Genomic DNA, 18,679 nt, shown 5'->3' with positions numbered 1-18,679 from the left:
GTAGCCATGAACAAACGAATCATGATCCTGGCCGTGCTGGCCGTGGCCGTCTGGGCGACCGTCAGCTTTTGGCCCGAAGAAAAACAGGAACAGGCCGGTACGGATACGAACTGGCCCGCCATGGATGTACACCAGGCGCAGTCGGTTACTGTGGCGTCCCCCAAAGGCGACTTTACCCTGACAAACGACAAGGGTTCCTGGCTGATAAGCACCGGGCAGGGACCCGCCCTGCGCGCCGCTGTGACCAAGGTGGACAGTCTGTTGGATTATGTGGCAGACCACGGCCCTACCCGCCGGCTGCAATTGGAGGGCAATGCGGCGCCGGATTCCAAAACGTTGGCACCTTATGGTCTGGACAAACCGCAAACCGTACTTACACTCCAGGGCAAGGCGCAGCAGGGAGAGACGGCCAAGGCCGCACCCTGGCGAATCGCCATTGGAGACAAGAATCCGGCAGGCGACGGTGTGTACGCCCTGAGTTCGAATGTTGCCGGTATTCTGCTGCTGGATGCGCAGTACGCGGAAAAGCTTTCGCAGCCGGCAAGCCAGTACCACGACCTCCGGCTCCTGGACATTGACACAAAGGCGCTGGAAAAGATCAGGCTTATAAGCCCCAGCCAGGCAGATCAGGCAGGGGGCAAGGAAACTGGCTTTCCCTCCTGGGAGCTGGAACGCGCGCAAAATGCAGAAGCTGCCGGAGAATCCGCGCAGTGGCGTTTTACCTGGCCGCAAGATTTGGCCACAAAGACGGTGGACATGCAGGAAGCCAACATGTACGCCCATGATCTTGCAACGTTGGAAGGCACAAAATATCTGACGGATTTTTCACCCCAGGGGCTGACCCCAGGACTTGAATTCTCCTTCTGGCGCAGCGGAGCAGAAAAGCCTGAGCAGTTGCGCATTTATCAGCTACCGCAACCAGGGGAAGCGAAAACATTGGCTTTTGCCGCTGTTTCGTCCTGGCAAAAAGCCCCGGTGGCTGTGGATGCAAAAATGGTCAAGGCCCTTGCCAAGACTGGATTTTACCTCAGCCAGCGGGGTATAATAGAGCTGGATCGAGCAAAAGTGGAGCGTATGGAGCTTGAACCCGCGGCCAAAGACCGGTATAGCCCGCTTGTAGCTGTCAGCGAGGGCACGACATGGCAGACCGAAAGCGGCACGCCGCTGCCGGGCTTTGATGTTCTGCTCTGGCGGCTGGGCGATCTCAAGTATCTCGATACCGGACGTGCTGCCCTGCCCCCTACGGCAAAACTCGCTTTGACCTGGCGGCTCTATGACGCAGCGCTCCAGGCAGACGATGCAGCACAGCCTGCAGGGGATGCCGGCCAGAAGCCGGACGGTTCCTCTGTTGTCGTCAGTTTCCACGAAGATGATTCATTGCCCCCCGGCCAATGCTGGGCGGTGGTGGAGCAACCATACAAGGCGTATCCGGTGGAGCGCGAGTTGTTGGACGACCTTCTTGCAAGGCTGTCCCAACTTTCCTCTGCCCAATAGTTTTTTCGCACTTTGCGGCCCCAAGTATTATTATTCTTTAAGGAGTCAACATGGCACGCATCACAGTTGAAGATTGCCAGAAACAGGTGGATAATCGCTTTCTTCTGGTTCAGATGTCCATCAAACGGGTGAAGCAGTACCGCGAAGGGTACGAACCCCTGGTTACGAGCAAGAACAAGGAAGTGGTCACTGCCCTGCGTGAGATTGCAGGTTCCAAGGTCCTGCTGCAGGAAGCCCCCTACGTGGTAATACAGCCTGAAAACGAGATGACCTTTGGCCAGGACCAGAAGTTCGCTTCTGACGACGCCTGAGGCAAAAGATACTAGAGAATCATGTCTGCCAAACGAGACTACTACGAGGTGCTCGAGGTTACGCGTGAAGCGAACGGCGACGAGATAAAACGCGCCTATCGCCAGATGGCCTTGAAATATCACCCTGACCGCAATCCCGGTGACGCTGAAGCCGAATCCATGTTCAAGGAAGCGGCTGAAGCATACGAAGTGTTGCGTGACCCGCAAAAACGCGCCCGCTACGATCAATTCGGACACGAAGGGCTTTCCGCCAACGGGTTTGAAGGGTTCTCCAACGCTGATGACATTTTCAGCACCTTTGGTGACATCTTCAGCGAATTCTTTGGCTTCGGCCAGGCGCGCTCCCGCGGACCACGCCCCCAGGCAGGCGCAGACCTGCGCTACAACCTGAGCGTGACCTTTCGCGAAGCCGCCAAGGGCATGGAAACCATGCTGAAGATTCCCAAGAACGTCACCTGCCCCGAATGCGAGGGCTCAGGTGCCGCCCCGGGAACTTCGCCTGAAACCTGCCCGCAATGCCATGGCGCCGGACAGGTGCAGCAAAACCAGGGCTTTTTCCGCATAGCCATGACCTGCCCCACCTGTCATGGTGAAGGGCGCGTGGTGAGCGAGCCCTGCTCCAAATGCCGCGGCCGCCGCGTGGTGCAGGAAGTGCGCGAACTTTCCGTGCGTATTCCCGCCGGCGTGGACAATGGCAACCGTCTGCGTTTGCGCGGAGAAGGCGAGCCTGGCCAGTTTGGCGGCCCTCCCGGCGATCTGTACGTGGTCATCCACGTCCAGGAGGACAAGACCTTCCGTCGCCAAGGGCAGGACCTCATCTACCAGACCGAGGTCGGTGTTGTGGACGCCATCATCGGCTCGCGCATTGAAGTGCCAACCCTGGACGAGCCCGTGCCCCTGGACATCCCCAAAGGAACCCAGTCGGGCGAAGTGTTCAAGCTCAAGGACCTGGGCCTGCCCTATCTGGGCAGTGAGCACAAGGGCGATCTGCTTGTTGAAGTCACCGTGAAAATCCCCCACAGCGTGACCAAAAAACAGGAAGAATTGCTGCGCGAGTTTGCCAGGCTCGAGGACCAACGCCCCATGACCAAGGTGAAAAACTTCTTTGGTGGCAAGAAAGGCAAATCCTCAAAATCTGACAAGTCTGAAGAGACTGAAAAAACGGATAAATCCGACCAGGCTGCCAGCGGCTAGACTGCGGATTTTACGAATATCGCCTGACAAAGGGGGGGAACCTGTAAAATGGTTTTCCCCCTTTGCGTTTTCCCTGTTCCAAACTTCTTGGCATTTGCGTTGACGCAATATAGACAGAAGGGAATAATAAACTTTTCTGCAGGGGGAACTGCTTCCCCCCGAAAATCTCCAAGGAGCGAACGTGTCCCAAGACAGCTCTGAACTGACCCATCTGGACGCAGCCGGCCATGCCCGTATGGTAGACGTTGGCGCTAAAGCCGAAACCCGCCGCAGGGCAGTTGCAGGGTGCCGCGTGCTGGTCTCCCCCACCACCCTGGAGCTTGTTCGCGACAAGGCTCTGCCAAAGGGTGATGTGGTAGCCACGGCGCGTATCGCCGGCATCCAGGCTGCCAAGCGCACCTCTGAACTGATTCCGCTTTGCCACCCCCTGTTCCTCAGCTACGTCGATGTGGAGCTGAGCTTGACCGAAACACCCCCTGCCGTGGTGATCCGTGCTGAGTCGCGCACTTCCGGACAGACTGGTGTGGAGATGGAAGCCCTCATGGCTGCCCAGGTTGCGGCCCTCACCGTCTACGATATGTGCAAGGCCGTGCAAAAAGACATGGTCATCGAGGAAGGACGCCTGCTGCACAAGTCCGGTGGCAAGAGCGGCACCTACGAGTATGAGGGACAAAATGTCGGAAACAAGTGAAAAATCCTGCCCTTGCGGCTCCGGCCAGCCCTACGTCACGTGCTGCGCCCCTTATCATAAGGGCGAGGCGTTCCCGCCCACTGCCGCAGAACTCATGCGCTCGCGGTACGCAGCTTTCGCTGTCAGCGACATCGACTACCTGAAAGAAACCACGGCGCCGGAGCGGCGTTCCGCCTTTGTTCCCCGGGAAGTGGAACGCTGGAACCGCTCCGTCACCTGGAAGGGGCTGGAGATATTGGACACCGTAGCAGGCGGCCCAGACGACGCCACTGGCGAGGTAACCTTTATTGCCCGCTTTGAGCGCCACGGCGCACCTGGCGAGGTGCGCGAACACTCCCGCTTCAACCGTGAAAACGGCAAATGGCGCTACGTGGACGGTGATGTGGAGCAGCCCGAAAAGCAGGCGCCCTCTCGCCGGGAAGCACCCAAGGTAGGGCGCAATGATCCCTGCCCTTGCGGCAGCGGTAAAAAATTCAAGAAGTGTTGCGGCTGATCATCCGAAATAGCTGATGCCATGCGCACCGCATTTATTGACGGATGTGGTGCGCACGCCTTTTTTTAGCTCCTTTTTCCCACCCGCGCGTACTCCCGCCAAGCTGTCCGGTTGCCCCCCTTTTCGCCCCGTACAAAATTCCCTCTCGGCAGCGGAATATAATACGCAATAGCCCTCTCATGCGGTATGCTTCATGTTACTGCCGTAAAAAATCTGGCTTGGCATCTCCAGCGAGGGGTTTTTGCAATGCTGCGAAACATGAGCGTGAAGTCGAAAACAATCATCACGGCCATCATCGGGCCCGTGGTCATCGCCCTTGTCATGGGGGCACAGCAAATCAGCACTATTTCCGAAAAATCCGAGGAAGGCATTCTCAAACAGAGCAGGGCTGTGGTTTTCATGGCCGAGGCGGCGCGCAACAGGGTCAGCGACATGCTTGATGCCGGCATAATACGCCCCTTGGATGAACTGCCAAAGGACAAGGTCATGGACGCAGTGCCTGTCATCGCATCCATTCGCATGGCCATGACCAAGGCCGAAGAGGCAGGCTACACCTTTCGTGTGCCCAAGGTTTCGCCCCGGAATCCCCAAAACACACCCACTGCGCTCGAAGCAGAAGTGCTCGCCCGGATGAAGGCTGAGAACAAGGATGAAATCACCATTCAAGGCGACGATTCCATCCGCTATTTCAAGGCCATCAGATTGACCGAGCATTGTCTGTATTGTCATGGCGACCCAAAGGGCGAAGAAGATGTAACAGGCGGCATCAAGGAAGGCTGGAAAGTCGGCGAAATCCACGGCGCATTCGAACTCATCAGCTCCCTTGATGCGGCCAAAAAGGAAACCAAAGCCGCTGCCATTTCCGTCACCCTGTGGACCGTTGGTACCTTGATCGTGATTTCCGCCCTGGTCACATGGGTCATGCGCACGTCCGTCATCAGGCCGCTTTTAGAAATAACCCGTCTGACCGAAGACATGGCCCAGGGCAAGTTTTCCAAGGGCATCCCAAAGCCTGCCAATGATGAGATTGGCAAGGTCGGCAAATCTCTCAACGCCATGATCTCCAGTCTGGGCAGCGTGATTCAGGCCGTTTCCGAGGCATCGGCCTCCGTACACACCAGCAGCCGCGAGCTTGCCGAAGCCGCCAACAGTGTGGCCAGCGGCACTGCCTCCCAGTCCGCCAGCATGGAAGACGTCTCGTCACGGATGGAATCCATTGCCGAAAGCATCAAGGACAATGCGCAAAATGCCGGCCAGACACGCGAAATAGCCGTAAATGCGGCAAAGGACGCCAAGGACAGTGGCGAGGCTCTGCAGGAAGGATTGGGGGCGCTCAAGGAAATTGCCGGCAAAATCCAAATAATCGAGGAAATCGCTCGCCAGACCAACCTGCTGGCTTTGAATGCAGCCATCGAGGCGGCCCGTGCAGGTGAGCATGGTAAAGGCTTTGCCGTGGTTGCCTCTGAAGTGCGCAAACTGGCGGAACGCAGCGGCAAGGCCGCCCAGGAGATTATCCACATAGCGGATACCAGCGTGGAGGTGGCCGACCGCGCAGGCAGCAAACTCCTCAATCTTGTGCCAGAAATCCAACACACTGCGGATTTGGTGGCGCAAATCGCCTCGGCAACCGCCACCCAGGATGACGACGCCCGCCAGGTGAACAAGTCACTGCAAAGCCTGGGGCAGGTCATCCACCAAAACGCATCTGCAGCCGAAGAAATTGCCGCCACCTCACAGAGCCTGACCGAAAAGGCAGCGGAACTGACCGAAGCAACAGACTTCTTTGACGTGGAAGAGAACGGATCGGCGGCCCCCCATGAACAATTCATGCTGCCGGAAGGTAAAGGAAAATAAGGGCGCTACAACACCCGCTCAAAAAAATGCACCGTGACGGCCGTTCCGTAAACAGCCCAACCCACAAGCACGCACGCGTACGCTACAAGACGCGTGCGTTTGCTTTTCTGGACGCAGGAAACAAGCAGCAGCAGGCCCCCCACGGCAGGGGCGATCACATAGACAAGACTCTCCTGAATGAGCACCAGGGGGATGTAAACAATGGCGCCCGCCGCGGCAAAGCAGTCAATGATGTCGATGCGCTCCCCCGTGTAAACAAGATAGCCGCACCAGATAAGCGGAATAAAGATAAGGAAGAAGCCCAGGAAAAAGGGCAGAAATTCCTTGAAGAGATGCTTCAGTATTTTTTGGGAGATTGCGGGCACTGGCTGTCCGGTTGGCGTTTTATAACTGAGTGAACTGGTTTGTAAAATGTATGTGTTGCATATGCCGGTTCTCGAGGCGGGGTGTCAATATCGCTGTTGGAACTGGTTAGAAGCAAAACAACGATACATATTATTTACTCTTGTTCGGCGCCAAAGCAGAAACTGGTGACAGCAGCATTCTCTTTTACCGCAACAGAAACGAAAAAACGCCCCCACCATTTACTGACGGGGGCGTTTCACATTCTCAGATGGCCCAATCAGCTAGATATTCTTGATCTCGGTATACCAGCCGCTGGAGCGTTGCAGCAGGGTGTTGATGCGTTTGACCATGGCGTGCGGGTCGGCCAGGTAACCTTCCAGCAGTAGCGAGGATTCGTAGAGCTGCTCAACGCTGTTGGTCAGCATTTCGTCCTGCGCGTCATTGCGGAAAATGCGCAGCAGGTTACGCACCAAGGGATGCTCGCGGTTGAGCTCCAACGCCTTGGGCGGAATACTGCTGTCCTTCTGCATCATCTGCATGATCTTCTGCATGGAAGAACTCACACCGCCGTCCGGGCTCACCAGGCAGCAGGGGCTGTCGCTCAGGCGTTGCGAGGCGCGCACTTCGGTGACGCGGTCGCCAAGGATTTCCTTGACCCGACCGAGCAGCTTTTCAAAGTCCTGCTTGCCCGTATCGTCCAGTTCCTCGGCCTGCTCCTTCTTTTCCCCGACATCAGGCAGGGATTCCAGGCTGGCAACGTCGGCCAGCTCGGCGCTGACCATCTTGAATTCCTTGTATTCGCCCACCGCATCCATGACCAGTTCTTCCAGCGGCTCGTACAGATACAGCACTTCGAGCCCCTTGGTCTTGAAGATTTCCAGGTGGGGATTCAGGTTGATGGCCTCGCGGCTGGCGCCGGCGATATAGTAGACTTCCTTCTGTCCCTCACGGGCGCGGGTGATGTAATCATCCAGGCTGCTCAGCCCCTTGGCGTCCTCGTGGTAGGAGGTGTTGAAGCGCAGCAGAGGAACAAACTTTTCCTTGTTTGCGAAGTCGGAATACCCCAGGCGGAAGGTCTTGGCGTGCTCGTTCCAGAACGCCTCATAATCTTCGGGGCGGTCTTTGGCCAGTTTCTCCAGATGGGAGAGCACCTGCTTGGTCAGGGTCTTCTGGATTTTACGGATCAGCGCATTCTCCTGCAGCGTCTCGCGGGAGATGTTCAGGGGCAGGTCCTCGGTGTCCACCACGCCTTTCAAAAAGCCCAGGTATTCGGGCACCAGGTCCTTGTTCTGGCGCTGAATAAGCACGCGACGCACATACAGGTCCAGGCTGTATTCATCGCGCCCCAGATTGAGAAAATCCATGCCCCTCTTGGGAATAAAGGCCAGGGTGGTGAACTGCACCGGAGCATCCACTGCATTGTGGATGACATCCAGAGGGGGCTGGGTGTCATAGGTCAAAAAGGTGTAGAACTCCTCGTACTGTTCCTTGCTTATCTGGAACTTGGGCTCGCGCCAGAGGGCCGCGATGGTGTTGACCTTCTCCCCTTCGAGCATGATGGGGAAATTGATGAAGTTCGAATGCTTTTTGATGACATGCTCAATGTGCGACTTTTCCAGAAAGCGCTTGGCTTCGTCCGTCACCTGGATTTCAATGCGCGTACCGCGGGGCGTATCCTCATCCGTGGTGGAAACCTCATAGGCGCCGGCGCCGTCGGATTCCCAGATCACGGCTTCGGCATCAGGGCGATAGGAGCGGGAGCGCACCGTGACCTTGTCCGCGATCATGAACACGGAATAAAAGCCCACGCCGAAGCGGCCAATGATGTTGCCCGCATCGCCCTGTGCGGCCTCATCGCCCCCGGCCTTGGCCTGCTCCAGGTTGCGGATGAACTCTTCGGAACCAGAGCGGGCAATGGTGCCCAGGTTCTCCACCACCTCGTCCCGGGTCATGCCCACGCCCGTATCTTCCACCACGAGCAGTTTCTTGTCCTCGTCCGTGGTGATGCGGATTTCCAGGGGCAGATCAGGGTCCTTCACCTCTGTGGAGCGGCTGGTTTCGAAACGCAGTTTGTCCAATGCGTCGGAAGCGTTGGAAATCAGCTCGCGCAGGAAAATTTCCTTGTTGGTGTAAATGGAGTGGGTGATGATGTGCAGCAGCTTCTGCACTTCTGCTTTAAAGGTGTGTTGTTCACCAGTATGCTCGGGTGCGGTCATTATCTCCTCCTTGTAATGGTCGCCAGTCTTTATACCGTTAGTCTGCGGCTGCAATTGCGCTTTGCCGTCAAGCAGCCCCGTATAAGCGATAAAATGGAAAATGCACGATGCAAAATAGAGCGAATTTTCTGCAGATGCGTCATGGCCCTGCCTGAAAGAGCCAGGCCAGGACGATTATGTCAGCTTCTCAGTAATAATGCCCCATTTGTGGCTGTCAAGAGTAAGAAAACTAGTCTGTTGCGTCATTGCCCTTGCGTAAAGCCGGTTCCTCCCGCGTCTGCCTCTTTTCTGCGCAGCGGTTTTCCCCTATGGTGCGCGGATGCCAGAGTACGACCACACGCCACGCCATGAGGGAAAGGGAAACACACCTTCCGGCGAGATAGAGATAACGGGCGAGATAGAGCGCATCACCTTTACCGCCGAAGACACAGGCTTCACCGTGGCGCGGCTGCGCATGCACGGACGGCCAGACGCCGTGCCAACACTGCGCGGGTACGGCAACGACCGTGACGCGCTGATCACCGTGGTGGGGCACATGGTGGACCCCCAACCCGGGCAGGAACTGCTGCTCAAGGGCGACTGGGTGGAAAATCCGAAATACGGCACCCAGTTCCGCGCAACCAGCTGCTCCCTGGCCATGCCTTCTTCCCTGAACGGTTTGCGCGCCTATCTGCAGTCCGGGCTCATCAAGGGCATAGGCGAACAGATGGCGGACCGCATCATAGCCCGGTTTGGCCACGACACCATGGACGTGCTGGACAACCACCTGGATCGCTTGCTGGAGATCGAGGGCATTGGCCCCAAACGACTGGAGCAGATCAAGGGCGTCTGGCAGGAGCAAAAAGACGTCCGCGAACTCATGGTCTTTTTGCAGGAGCACGGCGTTTCCAGCGCCTATGCCGTGCGCATTTTCAAATTTTACGGCCCTGCCGCCATTTACGTGCTACAGGACAACCCCTACCGCATGGCCATGGACATCCCCAGGGTGGGATTCATCACGGCCGACGCCATTGCCCGCAAGCTGGGCATTGATGAAGAAAGCCTGCAGCGCGTGCAGGCCGCTGCGCATTACGTACTGCGCCAGTGCAGCGACCAGGGGCACGTGTACCTGCCCCTGGAGGAGCTTAAACGCCGCTGCTGCGAACTGTTGGGGCTGGACGTGCCCGAACTGGTGGAAGAAGCGGCCCGCAACCTGCTGGAGGAGCGCCGGGTCATGGAAGAGGATATTCCCGGCGAGAGCGGCCGGAGCCTGTTCCTGACGCCCTACCACGTTGCCGAGACGGGCGTCGCGCAAAAGCTCATAGATTTGATGGACGCGCCAAAGACCGTGCGCCCCATCGAAGCGGAAAAAGCCATCGCCTGGGTGCAGGGCAAGCTGGGCATTTTCCTGGCATCCAAACAGGCGGAAGCCATACGCGCAGCGGCAAACAGCAAAGTATTGGTGGTGACGGGCGGTCCCGGTACTGGCAAGACCACCATCATCATCGCCATTTTGCGCATTTTTCAGGCCATCAAGGCCAAGGCTTTGCTGGCGGCGCCCACTGGCCGCGCGGCCAAACGCATGGCCGAGGCCACCCGCCATGAGGCAAAAACCATTCACAGGCTGCTGGAGTACAGCCCACAGGAAGGGGGCTTTCGCCGCAATGAGGAAACGCCCCTGGAATGTTCGCTGCTGATCGTGGATGAAGCCTCCATGATGGACCAGATGCTGAGCTACCACCTGCTGAAGGCCGTGCCAAAGGGCACCACACTGGTGCTGGTGGGTGACGTGAACCAGCTCCCTTCTGTGGGGCCGGGCAACGTGCTGGGGGATATCATCGGCTCGGGCTGCTGCGATGTGGTGGAGCTGGACGAAATTTTCCGCCAGGCCCGTGAAAGCGCCATCGTCATGAACGCCCACGCCATAAACCAGGGGCGCATGCCTTCGCTCCTGGGCAGCATCGACGAACCTTCGGACTTCTATTTCATACAGCGCGACAACCCCGAGGCAGCGGCCGAGATGGTGGTCGACCTGGTGCACTCCCATATTCCGCGACGTTTCGACTTCGACCCCATGCAGGATATTCAGGTGCTTACGCCCATGCACAAAGGCCCAGCCGGCGCCCAGAACCTGAACGCCATGCTGCAGGAGCGCCTGAACCCGCGCCCCGTGTGCCTGAACAGAGCCGGCAAGGCCTTTCGCCTGGGCGACAAGGTCATGCAGGTGCGCAACAATTACGATAAAGACATTTATAACGGCGACATCGGCATCATTCAGGGGTGTGACCGTGAATCAGCCAGGCTGGAGGTGCTCTTTGACGAGCGCGAAGTCACCATAGAAGGCGCAGAACTCGAAGAGCTGGTCCTGGCCTACGCCACCTCCATCCACAAATCTCAGGGCTCCGAATATCCCGCCGTGGTCGTGCCCGTGCTCACGCAGCACTACGTTCTCCTACAGCGCAACCTCTTGTACACCGCCGTAACACGGGGTAAAAAGCTGGTAGTGCTTGTGGGGGCAAAGCGCGCCATCGGCATTGCCGTGGGCAATAACGCCACCCACAAACGCTTTACCAATTTGGAGCATCGTCTGGCAGAGATGTGCGACAGATGCTAACCACTGGGGGGTGGTAATGGGAGTCCGGAGCATGGACACGCCGCACAATGCAAAGAAAAACAACCATGGAGAAACGCAGAGCGCCGGCTCTGACGCCGATGTTGCGATTCTTGTGCAACGCATCGAGGAACTGGAGCGCGAGAACTGCAGCCTGAAAGCACTTGCATCCTTTTCCAACAAACCCAACTCCACGGAAACGCTGCAGGCCAAGCGTGATTTTTTGTCCAACATGAGCCATGAGTTGCGCACCCCCCTCAATGGTTTGCTGGGCATGGGGGAACTCCTGCGCGATACGCGCCTGGACCAGGAACAGCGGGAATATCTGGACGCATTGCGCCGCTGCGGCTATGACCTCCTGCGCATCATCAACAATATCCTGGACTACTCTTCGGCAGAGCGTGACCAGCTCAAGCTCAAACCGCGTATTTTCTCGTTAAAAACAACCCTCGCCCCTATTTTGAAAGCCCTGGAAAAGCGCGCCAGTGACAAGGGGCTGGCGTTTTCCGTCAGTTGGGGCAAGGGGGTGCCTGCGCAACTGTCCGGCGACCCCGAACGGCTCAAACAAGTTTTTGTGAACCTGGCCGGCAACGCCCTGAAATATACCGACAAGGGCAGTGTCTCCATCACCATTGAACGCTGCAGCGACAAACGCGCAGCACACATGGCCACCGCTTCCGACGATGCAGAACGGCAGGTATGCCCCCTGCATATTGCCGTCAAAGATACCGGCATCGGGATTCCCCACGAAAAGCAGGCTGATGTTTTTGAATGTTTCTGTCTTTCCGAGACGCTGCTCACCAAAAAATTTGCCGGCGCCGGTCTTGGCCTGCCCATATCGCTCCATCTCGCAAAAAAGATGGGCGGCAACCTCTGGTTTGAAAGCAAGCCAAACGCTGGCAGCACATTCCACTTCACGGCACGGCTGGAAATTCCCTTGCAAGGGGGCGTAAATGGCGAGGTCACTACGCAGGCCACGCCCCAACATTCCTTACATATTCTGCTGGTGGAAGACGAAGAGATCTCGCGTTTTCTGACCAGGGTCATGCTCACCCGCATGGGGCACACAGTGGTCTGCGCCGAAAACGGCCAAGAGGCTCTGACCCGCCTGGCAAAGGAGGACTTTGATCTCGTGCTTATGGACATCCAGATGCCGCGGCTGGACGGCATTGCCGCCACCGGCGTCATCCGAGACCCCGGCAGCAACGTGCGCAATCACGAAATACCGATTGTGGCCCTGACCATTTATGCCCGCAACAACGACAAGGAACGCTTTCTTGCTGCGGGCATGGACGAATATTTGGTGAAACCCGTGGACCAGGAGCGCCTTGAACATGCACTTGCCGGCGCCCTGTTGCGCCACCAGGTCCCAAAAGCCTGAACCGGAGCGCGCTATGCACCTTCGCAGCATTCTTTATTCCATATCATTGCTGATTTTGCTGCTGGCTTCGGGCTGCGCCCCAAAAGCCACCTGCCCCACCCTGCCTTGGGATACCTCAAAAAGCATCGCCGACCTGCGGGAGCTCCCCCAGGACCCCATGTTTTATGCCGACCGCCTGAATGCCGACTGGCCCAAACCAGAAGCCAAGGCCCTGGAAGCAGAAAGCACAAACTATCTGCAGCGTTTTCTTGCGCCCTGGAGACAGCAAGCCACAGCCTACTCCAAGGATGCGGCCTTTTGGAGCATAGCCTCTTACGGCAACAAACAGGGGTATGGCGAAAACCTGCGCCCCCGGGATAGAGGGTGGTTCGACAGTCTTGTGGCAAAAATGAATACGGGGGCGTTTCCCTCCCTTGCCAAACCTGCCATTGCAGTGCGCAACACCGCGCTCAGAGCCATGCCCACCATGCGCCCCTTTTTTTATGACCCGCGCGAGGCTGGAGAAGGATTTCCCTTCGATTACTTCCAAAACTCCGCGCTATGGCTGGGCACGCCGGTGTTTGTCTCGCACAAAAGCGCCGACGGGGCCTGGTTATATGCGGAAGCGCCCTTTGCCGCTGGCTGGGTGCCGGCCCGAGATCTGGCCTTTATAGCCCCGGAACAGATGCAGCGCTTTCGCGGCGCGCCGTACGCCGCCATAATCCAGGACGACACAGCCCTCAAAGACAAAGAAGGGGATTTCGTCGCTACCGCCCATATCGGCAGCATCTTTCCTTTAACGTCCTCAGGCGTCATGCTGGCACCTGGCCGCGCCCCTGATGGCAACGCAGTTTTCATGGAGGCCACCGCGCCCCCTGAAAATGACGCGCCCTTCCCGCTACCGCTGGAACCCAAGGCAATAGCCACAGTGGCCCGGGAACTCATGGGACAATCCTACGGATGGGGGGGCATGTACGAAGACAGGGACTGCTCCGCCATGGTGCGTGATCTGTTCACCCCTTTTGGTGTATGGCTGCCGCGCAACTCCAAGCCACAGGCCCGTACAGGGCGCCATATTGACATCACCGAGCGCTCCCCCGCGGACAAAGAGGCAACGTTACTTGAGAAGGGAGTACCCTTCCGCACCCTTGTGGGGCAGCCTGGACATGTGATGCTGTTCCTTGGCGAATACAAGGGGCGCGCCATCATCATGCATAATATCTGGGGGTTGCGCACACTGGACACATGCGGTCAAAAGGGGCGGCAAATCATAGGGCGCGCCGTAATCACCACCCTGACGCCCGGTAAGGAGCTGGAACCGGTGCAACGCGCCGACTATCTGCTACAAAAACGCATCGATTCCATAGCCATTTTGGGAGAGGGCAAGGAATAGGCAGTTCACGTTGCGGGCTTGACGTATCCCACAGCATCCACAACGCCTGCCAGAGCAGGCGCTCTCATAAAAACAAACCCCCGGGGTACGCAATGCGCACTCCGGGGGTTTTTTCATCCACGCGTATCTGTGGAAAGGGCGCTCTCTTTGGAACGCCCCTGCCTACGCGCCTTTCAATTTTTCCGTAATGGTGACGCCGCCGAGGCCCACGTTGTCGGTATCGACTTCCTCGATCATCACCATGGTGTTTTCCGGCTTTTTGCCCAGCACTTCCTGCATGACCTGGGTTACGCGCTTGATAACCTCGGCCTTTTGTTCGGCAGTGGGGTTGCTGCGTGCAATCTTGATGTTGATGAAGGGCATGGATCCTGTCTCCTTGTTTTCCTGGTTGGCGAAGCCTTAGCGCTTCGTAACGGTGAAATACGTTTTCATCGAAAGACCTTGTTTCAAGGCGAAATCCTTAGCGCCCCCTGCGGTACTGGCCGGGGGTAGCGCCGGTAACACTGCGAAAAACATTGGTGAAGTGGCTCTGGTCCGTAAAGCCTGTTGCCAGCGCCACGTTTGCAATATCATTGCCTTGGGCAAGCAGCTTGCGGGCGCGGGCTATGCGTAACTGTAATTGATAATCATGGGGCGTAAGCCCTGTGGCCTTGCGAAAGCTGCGCAAAAGCGCATAGGGGCTGCCCCCTGCCGCTGCGGTCAATGCGGCAAGCGTCACCCGGGTGTCCCAATTTTCATGCAGCCAGTCCTTGGCCATCCGCACCTGCCGAGGCGCATCCTCTGACTGCTCCGGAACACGAATTGCCGCATGGCGCTTCAATATTTCCGCGCAACACAGCAGCAAAAGGGACTCTTTCTGCAAGGCGGCGTCACCCCTTTCCACAGCGCGGAGCAATGCGCGCAGATTTTTGAGCAATTCGCTGTCTTGCACCACAACCTGGCTGAATTCCGGCAAAACATTCGGTTCTCCAAAGATTTCAGCCATTGCTCCGGCCAGCAGGTCAGGCGACATGAAAAACATTCTGTTTTCCCACTCACTGCCAGGGGCGGGATTGCAGGCATGCACCTCGTTGGGGTGGATGAGCACAATCTCCCCACGCTCCAGGCTGCGATTTTTTCCCCTGAGAAAAACACGGCTCTGCCCTGCTTCCACATAACCTATAGAGTAGGTCTCATGGGTATGCTTGGGAAAGGAGACAGCTTCATAGCTCGAAGCGCGGATCTCCAGCCCGGGCAGGTCCGCATCGCGCAGAAAGGCCACGTCAGCCCCGCTCATTGTGCCGTACCGTTTCGCCATGCCCTATCCTACCTTGCCAGGTGCCGCCCTGCAAGATCGTACAATACCTGTCCGCAACAAGGGGCTACCCTCTTTGCAAAACACAAGGAGGACAATATGCGTCTTTGGCAAAAAACAATGATCACGCTTGCGCGTAGCGCACCCCTGCGCGACTTCATGCAGGATTCCCGACTGGCGCGCCCTTTTACTGGCGTTCTTTCACGGCAGTTTACCGGTGGTGATGATGCAAAGACGGCCCTGCACACAGCCCGCAACCTCCAAGCCCATGGCATCGGCGCATCGCTTTTTTTCATGGGGGAATATGTTGATACCCCTGAACTGGTGCGGGAAAATATGGACGCCCTGCTGGAGGCGCTCCCTATGATGGCGCAGCATGGCGTTCAAATGCATGTTTCCGTGGATCCGACGCAAATCGGCTCCATGCTTTCCTGGAAGCAATGCCGCAATAATGCGCTGCGGTTGGCGGAGGCCCTGGCGCAACATGCCGCCAGCAGTGCCCTTGAAATGTGCCCCGCCCTGATGCTGGATATGGAAGACGCCGGCGTCACGGAAAAAACCCTGGAAGTATATCATGCCCTGCGCGACAAGGAACTGCCTGTCGCCATCACACTACAGGCATACCTGCACAGAAGCGAAGAAGACCTGCTGCGCCTCATAGAAAGGGGCGCTTTCATCCGGCTGGTAAAAGGCGCCTTTGCCGAACCGGCGACCATAGCCCAAACAGGGCGCAAAGAGCGCGATAATGCATACAAAAGAATGCTCGGTATCCTGTTTTCTCCCGAAGCCAAAGCGCGCGGCGTATACCCAGCCCTGGGCACCCATGACCACACCATAATCGATTACGCACGGACAATGGCCGAAGCCAGAGGCTGGCGCCCTGGGGAGTGGGAGGTGGAGATGCTGCATGGCGTACGTCCCGGTCTGCAGCAGGAACTGGTTGCCCAGGGCGTTGCTGTAAGGGTTTATCTGCCCTTTGGTCGCCAGTGGTGGCCCTATTCCATCCGCCGCATTGGCGAGACACCGCGGAACCTCGGCTTCGTGCTCCGTGCCCTAGGCACAGGCAAGATGAAGCAACCGAATATGAACACTTCGCCCAAAGCGCATGAATAGGGATCATTGCGCATATTGCATTAGGTAACCGTAATGGGTGACAAAGGATTGCTTCCGCTGCTATCATGTTTTGGCTACTCCATATATGGATGCAAAAACTCCAGCAACGACGAGCAACATGGCCGACAAATCGAACCCCAACGGCACGAAATCTTCAGTCACAGGGCACACCGACTGGAATACTCTCGAGGAATGCCGGGAGCAATACGACGCGCTTTTTTTCAAACTGCCCGTCATGCTTCATTCCATAGACGGGCAAGGGAAGTTGCTCGGCGTCAGCAATGTATGGTGCCAAAAAATGGGCTATACCCGGGAGGAAGTGCTCGGACGCAGGTCCACTGAGTTTTTGACTGAAGAATCCCGTCGTTTTGCCAAAGAAGAGGTGCTGCCTGCCTTTTTCCGTAACGGCGTCTGCGAAAACGTCCCTTACCAAATGGTTACCAAGGACGGCGGCATTCTCGAGGTATTGCTTTCCGCCACTGCAGAATACGATGCAGCAGGAACCATTATACGCTCCCTGGCCGTGCTCAATGATGTAACCCCCCTCAAGCAGGCGGAACGATTGATACGCTCCAGTCAGGAGCGTTTGCTCTTTGCACTGGAAGGCAGCCGGGACGGGTTATGGGACTGGGACCGTGAATCCGACACGGTGTTTTTTTCCAAGCGTTGGAAAGAGATGATCGGTTACGACGATGCAGATATCGGCAATTCCCCCAAGGAATGGTCGGAGCGTATACACCCTGATGACAAGGAACGCGTTGAGCAGGCCCTGCAGGCGCACATAAAGGGGAACGCAAAGCATTACGAGGCCATGCACAGGCTGCGTTGCAAGGACGGTGACTACAAGTGGATTCTGACCCGTGGCATGGTGGTGCGCAGAGATGAAGACGAAGCGCCGCTCAGGATCATCGGCACGCACACCGATATGAATGAATTCAAGCATATCGAGGAAGAACTCGAAAAGTCACGCGCCAGTCTTGCCCAGGCCCAAAGCATCGCAAACATCGGCAGTTGGGAGTGGGACCTGAAAACCGACGACATCAGGTGGTCCGACGAAACATACCGCATCTTCGGCCTTGAGCCTCGCAGTACGTTCCTTGATTTTTCGGATTTCTCATCCCTCATCCACCCGGATGACCGCGACAGAATTCAGGACGACATCAACAACGCTATTGCTGAAAATCAGGATTCCTTTCGCATCGAGCATCGCCTGCTGCTGCAAAACGGCAAAGAGCGCAAGGTTCTCGGGCTGGGGCGCATTTTCCGCAATGCTTCAGGAGAGGCAACCAGCATGTCCGGCACGGTGCAGGACGTGACCGAGCGCCGCGAAGCCGAGGAAGCCTTGCGCGTTAGCGAAGAAAAGTTCCTGGCCATGAGCAACACCAGTTTCGATGCCCTGATCATGATCGACGCATATGACACCATTGCCTACTGGAACCCCGCAGCGGAACGCATGTTCGGCTACAGCGCGAAAGAAGCCGTCGGCCAGAAACTCCACCCCCTTATCACCACGGGTGAATACGAGAGTGAAGTGGCGAAAGGGCTGACGCATTTCAGCAAATATGGTGAAGGTCCGGTCATTGGCAGTCTTGAAGAATTTCCCGCACGTCGCAAGGACGGCTCCCTGTTCCCGGTGGAGCGTTCCGTTGTAGCCTTCAGCACCCAGGGAGAGTGGTACGCTGTGGGCATGCTACGCGATATAACCAACCGCAAGGAGTACGAGCGCAAGCTCGAGTTGCTGGCCACCACCGACAGTCTTACAGGACTCTACAACAGGCGGCATTTCATGGAACTGGCGCAAAACTACCTGCAACAGTCCAGACGGTACGATACGCCCCTGTCCTTGGTGCTGTTCGACGTAGACCACTTTAAAAAAGTTAATGACACCTACGGACACGCAACGGGCGATGCTGTTCTGCAGAAACTGGCCCAGACCGCCCGCGAATGTTTTCGTTCAGCCGACATCCTCGGCAGGATCGGGGGAGAAGAATTCGTTGTCTGCATGCCCAATACAACCCCAGAAAGCGCGCTCAACAGCGCAGAACGGTTTCGGGAAATTTTGACTGACGAAGAAAACGGTCCTGTTTTCACTGCCGACGAAACGCCCTTGCGGATAACGGTAAGCCTGGGCGTAACCACCTACCGTCCTCCTGAAGATACCTTCGAAGCCATGTTCTCACGCGCCGATGAGGCGCTTTATAAAGCCAAACGTACCGGTCGCAACAAAACCATACTTGCACCTTAAGCAAAAGAGAGCCACATTGTCCCAGGCGGTGCGCACAGCCGCCTAGCTTTGGCTGAACGACCAACCAAATACAAGGAGAAATACAC

Annotated in this window: 15 protein-coding genes; 11 read left to right on the top strand and 4 right to left on the bottom strand. The window is 57.1% G+C overall.

Features of this window, described 5'->3' with window-relative positions:
- The first annotated feature begins 6 nt into the window (after positions 1 to 6).
- The 6 genes from ACZ5EH_RS09020 (at position 7) to ACZ5EH_RS08995 (ending at position 6,037) form a co-directional block, all read left to right on the top strand.
- Complete coding sequence (locus ACZ5EH_RS09020) at positions 7 to 1,494, top strand: DUF4340 domain-containing protein (RefSeq protein ID WP_464277791.1); 1,488 nt, start codon at positions 7 to 9, stop codon at positions 1,492 to 1,494.
- A 50-nt stretch (positions 1,495 to 1,544) separates the two neighbouring features.
- Entirely contained in the window at positions 1,545 to 1,805 is a 261-nt protein-coding gene (rpoZ, locus tag ACZ5EH_RS09015) for a DNA-directed RNA polymerase subunit omega (RefSeq protein WP_464277790.1), read from the top strand.
- 21 nt (positions 1,806 to 1,826) lie between these two features.
- On the top strand, positions 1,827 to 2,999 hold the full coding sequence (dnaJ, locus tag ACZ5EH_RS09010; RefSeq protein WP_464277789.1) for a molecular chaperone DnaJ: 1,173 nt from the start codon (positions 1,827 to 1,829) through the stop codon (positions 2,997 to 2,999).
- 181 nt (positions 3,000 to 3,180) lie between these two features.
- The gene (gene moaC / locus ACZ5EH_RS09005; protein ID WP_464277788.1) at positions 3,181 to 3,690 is read left to right on the top strand and encodes a cyclic pyranopterin monophosphate synthase MoaC; all 510 of its coding nucleotides are present in this window, start codon (positions 3,181 to 3,183) and stop codon (positions 3,688 to 3,690) included.
- Complete coding sequence (locus tag ACZ5EH_RS09000) at positions 3,674 to 4,183, top strand: YchJ family protein (RefSeq protein ID WP_464277787.1); 510 nt, start codon at positions 3,674 to 3,676, stop codon at positions 4,181 to 4,183. The genes moaC and ACZ5EH_RS09000 overlap by 17 nt, the downstream gene beginning before the upstream one ends.
- A gap of 246 nt (positions 4,184 to 4,429) precedes the next feature.
- Positions 4,430 to 6,037, top strand: a complete 1,608-nt coding sequence (locus ACZ5EH_RS08995) for a methyl-accepting chemotaxis protein (protein ID WP_464277786.1) — start codon at positions 4,430 to 4,432, stop codon at positions 6,035 to 6,037.
- Positions 6,038 to 6,042: 5 nt separating this feature from the next.
- Here the strand turns inward: ACZ5EH_RS08995 and ACZ5EH_RS08990 are convergent, their stop codons facing one another.
- Together ACZ5EH_RS08990 and htpG are read right to left on the bottom strand one after the other, a co-directional pair.
- The gene (locus ACZ5EH_RS08990) at positions 6,043 to 6,402 is read right to left on the bottom strand and encodes a hypothetical protein (protein ID WP_464277785.1); all 360 of its coding nucleotides are present in this window, start codon (positions 6,400 to 6,402) and stop codon (positions 6,043 to 6,045) included.
- A gap of 261 nt (positions 6,403 to 6,663) precedes the next feature.
- On the bottom strand, positions 6,664 to 8,598 hold the full coding sequence (gene htpG, locus ACZ5EH_RS08985; RefSeq protein WP_464277784.1) for a molecular chaperone HtpG: 1,935 nt from the start codon (positions 8,596 to 8,598) through the stop codon (positions 6,664 to 6,666).
- A 319-nt stretch (positions 8,599 to 8,917) separates the two neighbouring features.
- On the opposite strand from htpG, the gene recD2 reads away from it, so the two are divergent.
- Genes recD2 through ACZ5EH_RS08970 form a run of 3 tightly spaced genes read left to right on the top strand, consistent with a single transcriptional unit; the run spans position 8,918 to position 13,941 of the window.
- Positions 8,918 to 11,191: an SF1B family DNA helicase RecD2 gene (gene recD2, locus ACZ5EH_RS08980; protein ID WP_464277783.1), complete on the top strand. Its 2,274-nt coding sequence runs from the start codon at positions 8,918 to 8,920 to the stop codon at positions 11,189 to 11,191.
- A gap of 31 nt (positions 11,192 to 11,222) precedes the next feature.
- Positions 11,223 to 12,569, top strand: a complete 1,347-nt coding sequence (locus ACZ5EH_RS08975; protein WP_464277782.1) for a response regulator — start codon at positions 11,223 to 11,225, stop codon at positions 12,567 to 12,569.
- A 13-nt stretch (positions 12,570 to 12,582) separates the two neighbouring features.
- The gene (locus ACZ5EH_RS08970) at positions 12,583 to 13,941 is read left to right on the top strand and encodes an NlpC/P60 family N-terminal domain-containing protein (protein ID WP_464277781.1); all 1,359 of its coding nucleotides are present in this window, start codon (positions 12,583 to 12,585) and stop codon (positions 13,939 to 13,941) included.
- 162 nt (positions 13,942 to 14,103) lie between these two features.
- On the opposite strand, the gene ACZ5EH_RS08965 is transcribed toward ACZ5EH_RS08970, so the two are convergent.
- Both ACZ5EH_RS08965 and ACZ5EH_RS08960 read right to left on the bottom strand, forming a co-directional pair.
- Positions 14,104 to 14,304, bottom strand: coding sequence for a tautomerase family protein (locus tag ACZ5EH_RS08965; RefSeq protein WP_464277780.1), 201 nt, complete (start codon positions 14,302 to 14,304; stop codon positions 14,104 to 14,106).
- Positions 14,305 to 14,401: 97 nt separating this feature from the next.
- Positions 14,402 to 15,238, bottom strand: coding sequence for an AraC family transcriptional regulator (locus ACZ5EH_RS08960; RefSeq protein WP_464277779.1), 837 nt, complete (start codon positions 15,236 to 15,238; stop codon positions 14,402 to 14,404).
- Positions 15,239 to 15,334: 96 nt separating this feature from the next.
- Here ACZ5EH_RS08960 and ACZ5EH_RS08955 point away from each other — a divergent pair, with 96 nt between their 5' ends.
- Positions 15,335 to 16,348 (top strand): proline dehydrogenase family protein, encoded by a 1,014-nt coding sequence (locus ACZ5EH_RS08955; RefSeq protein ID WP_464277778.1) that lies wholly within the window; start codon positions 15,335 to 15,337, stop codon positions 16,346 to 16,348.
- Between the two features lie 118 nt (positions 16,349 to 16,466).
- The gene (locus ACZ5EH_RS08950) at positions 16,467 to 18,593 is read left to right on the top strand and encodes a PAS domain S-box protein (protein ID WP_464277777.1); all 2,127 of its coding nucleotides are present in this window, start codon (positions 16,467 to 16,469) and stop codon (positions 18,591 to 18,593) included.
- Positions 18,594 to 18,679: the final 86 nt, after the last annotated feature.

The sequence above is a fragment of the Desulfovibrio biadhensis genome, from assembly GCF_055388615.1.
This window is presented reverse-complemented; position numbering and strand designations above follow the sequence as displayed.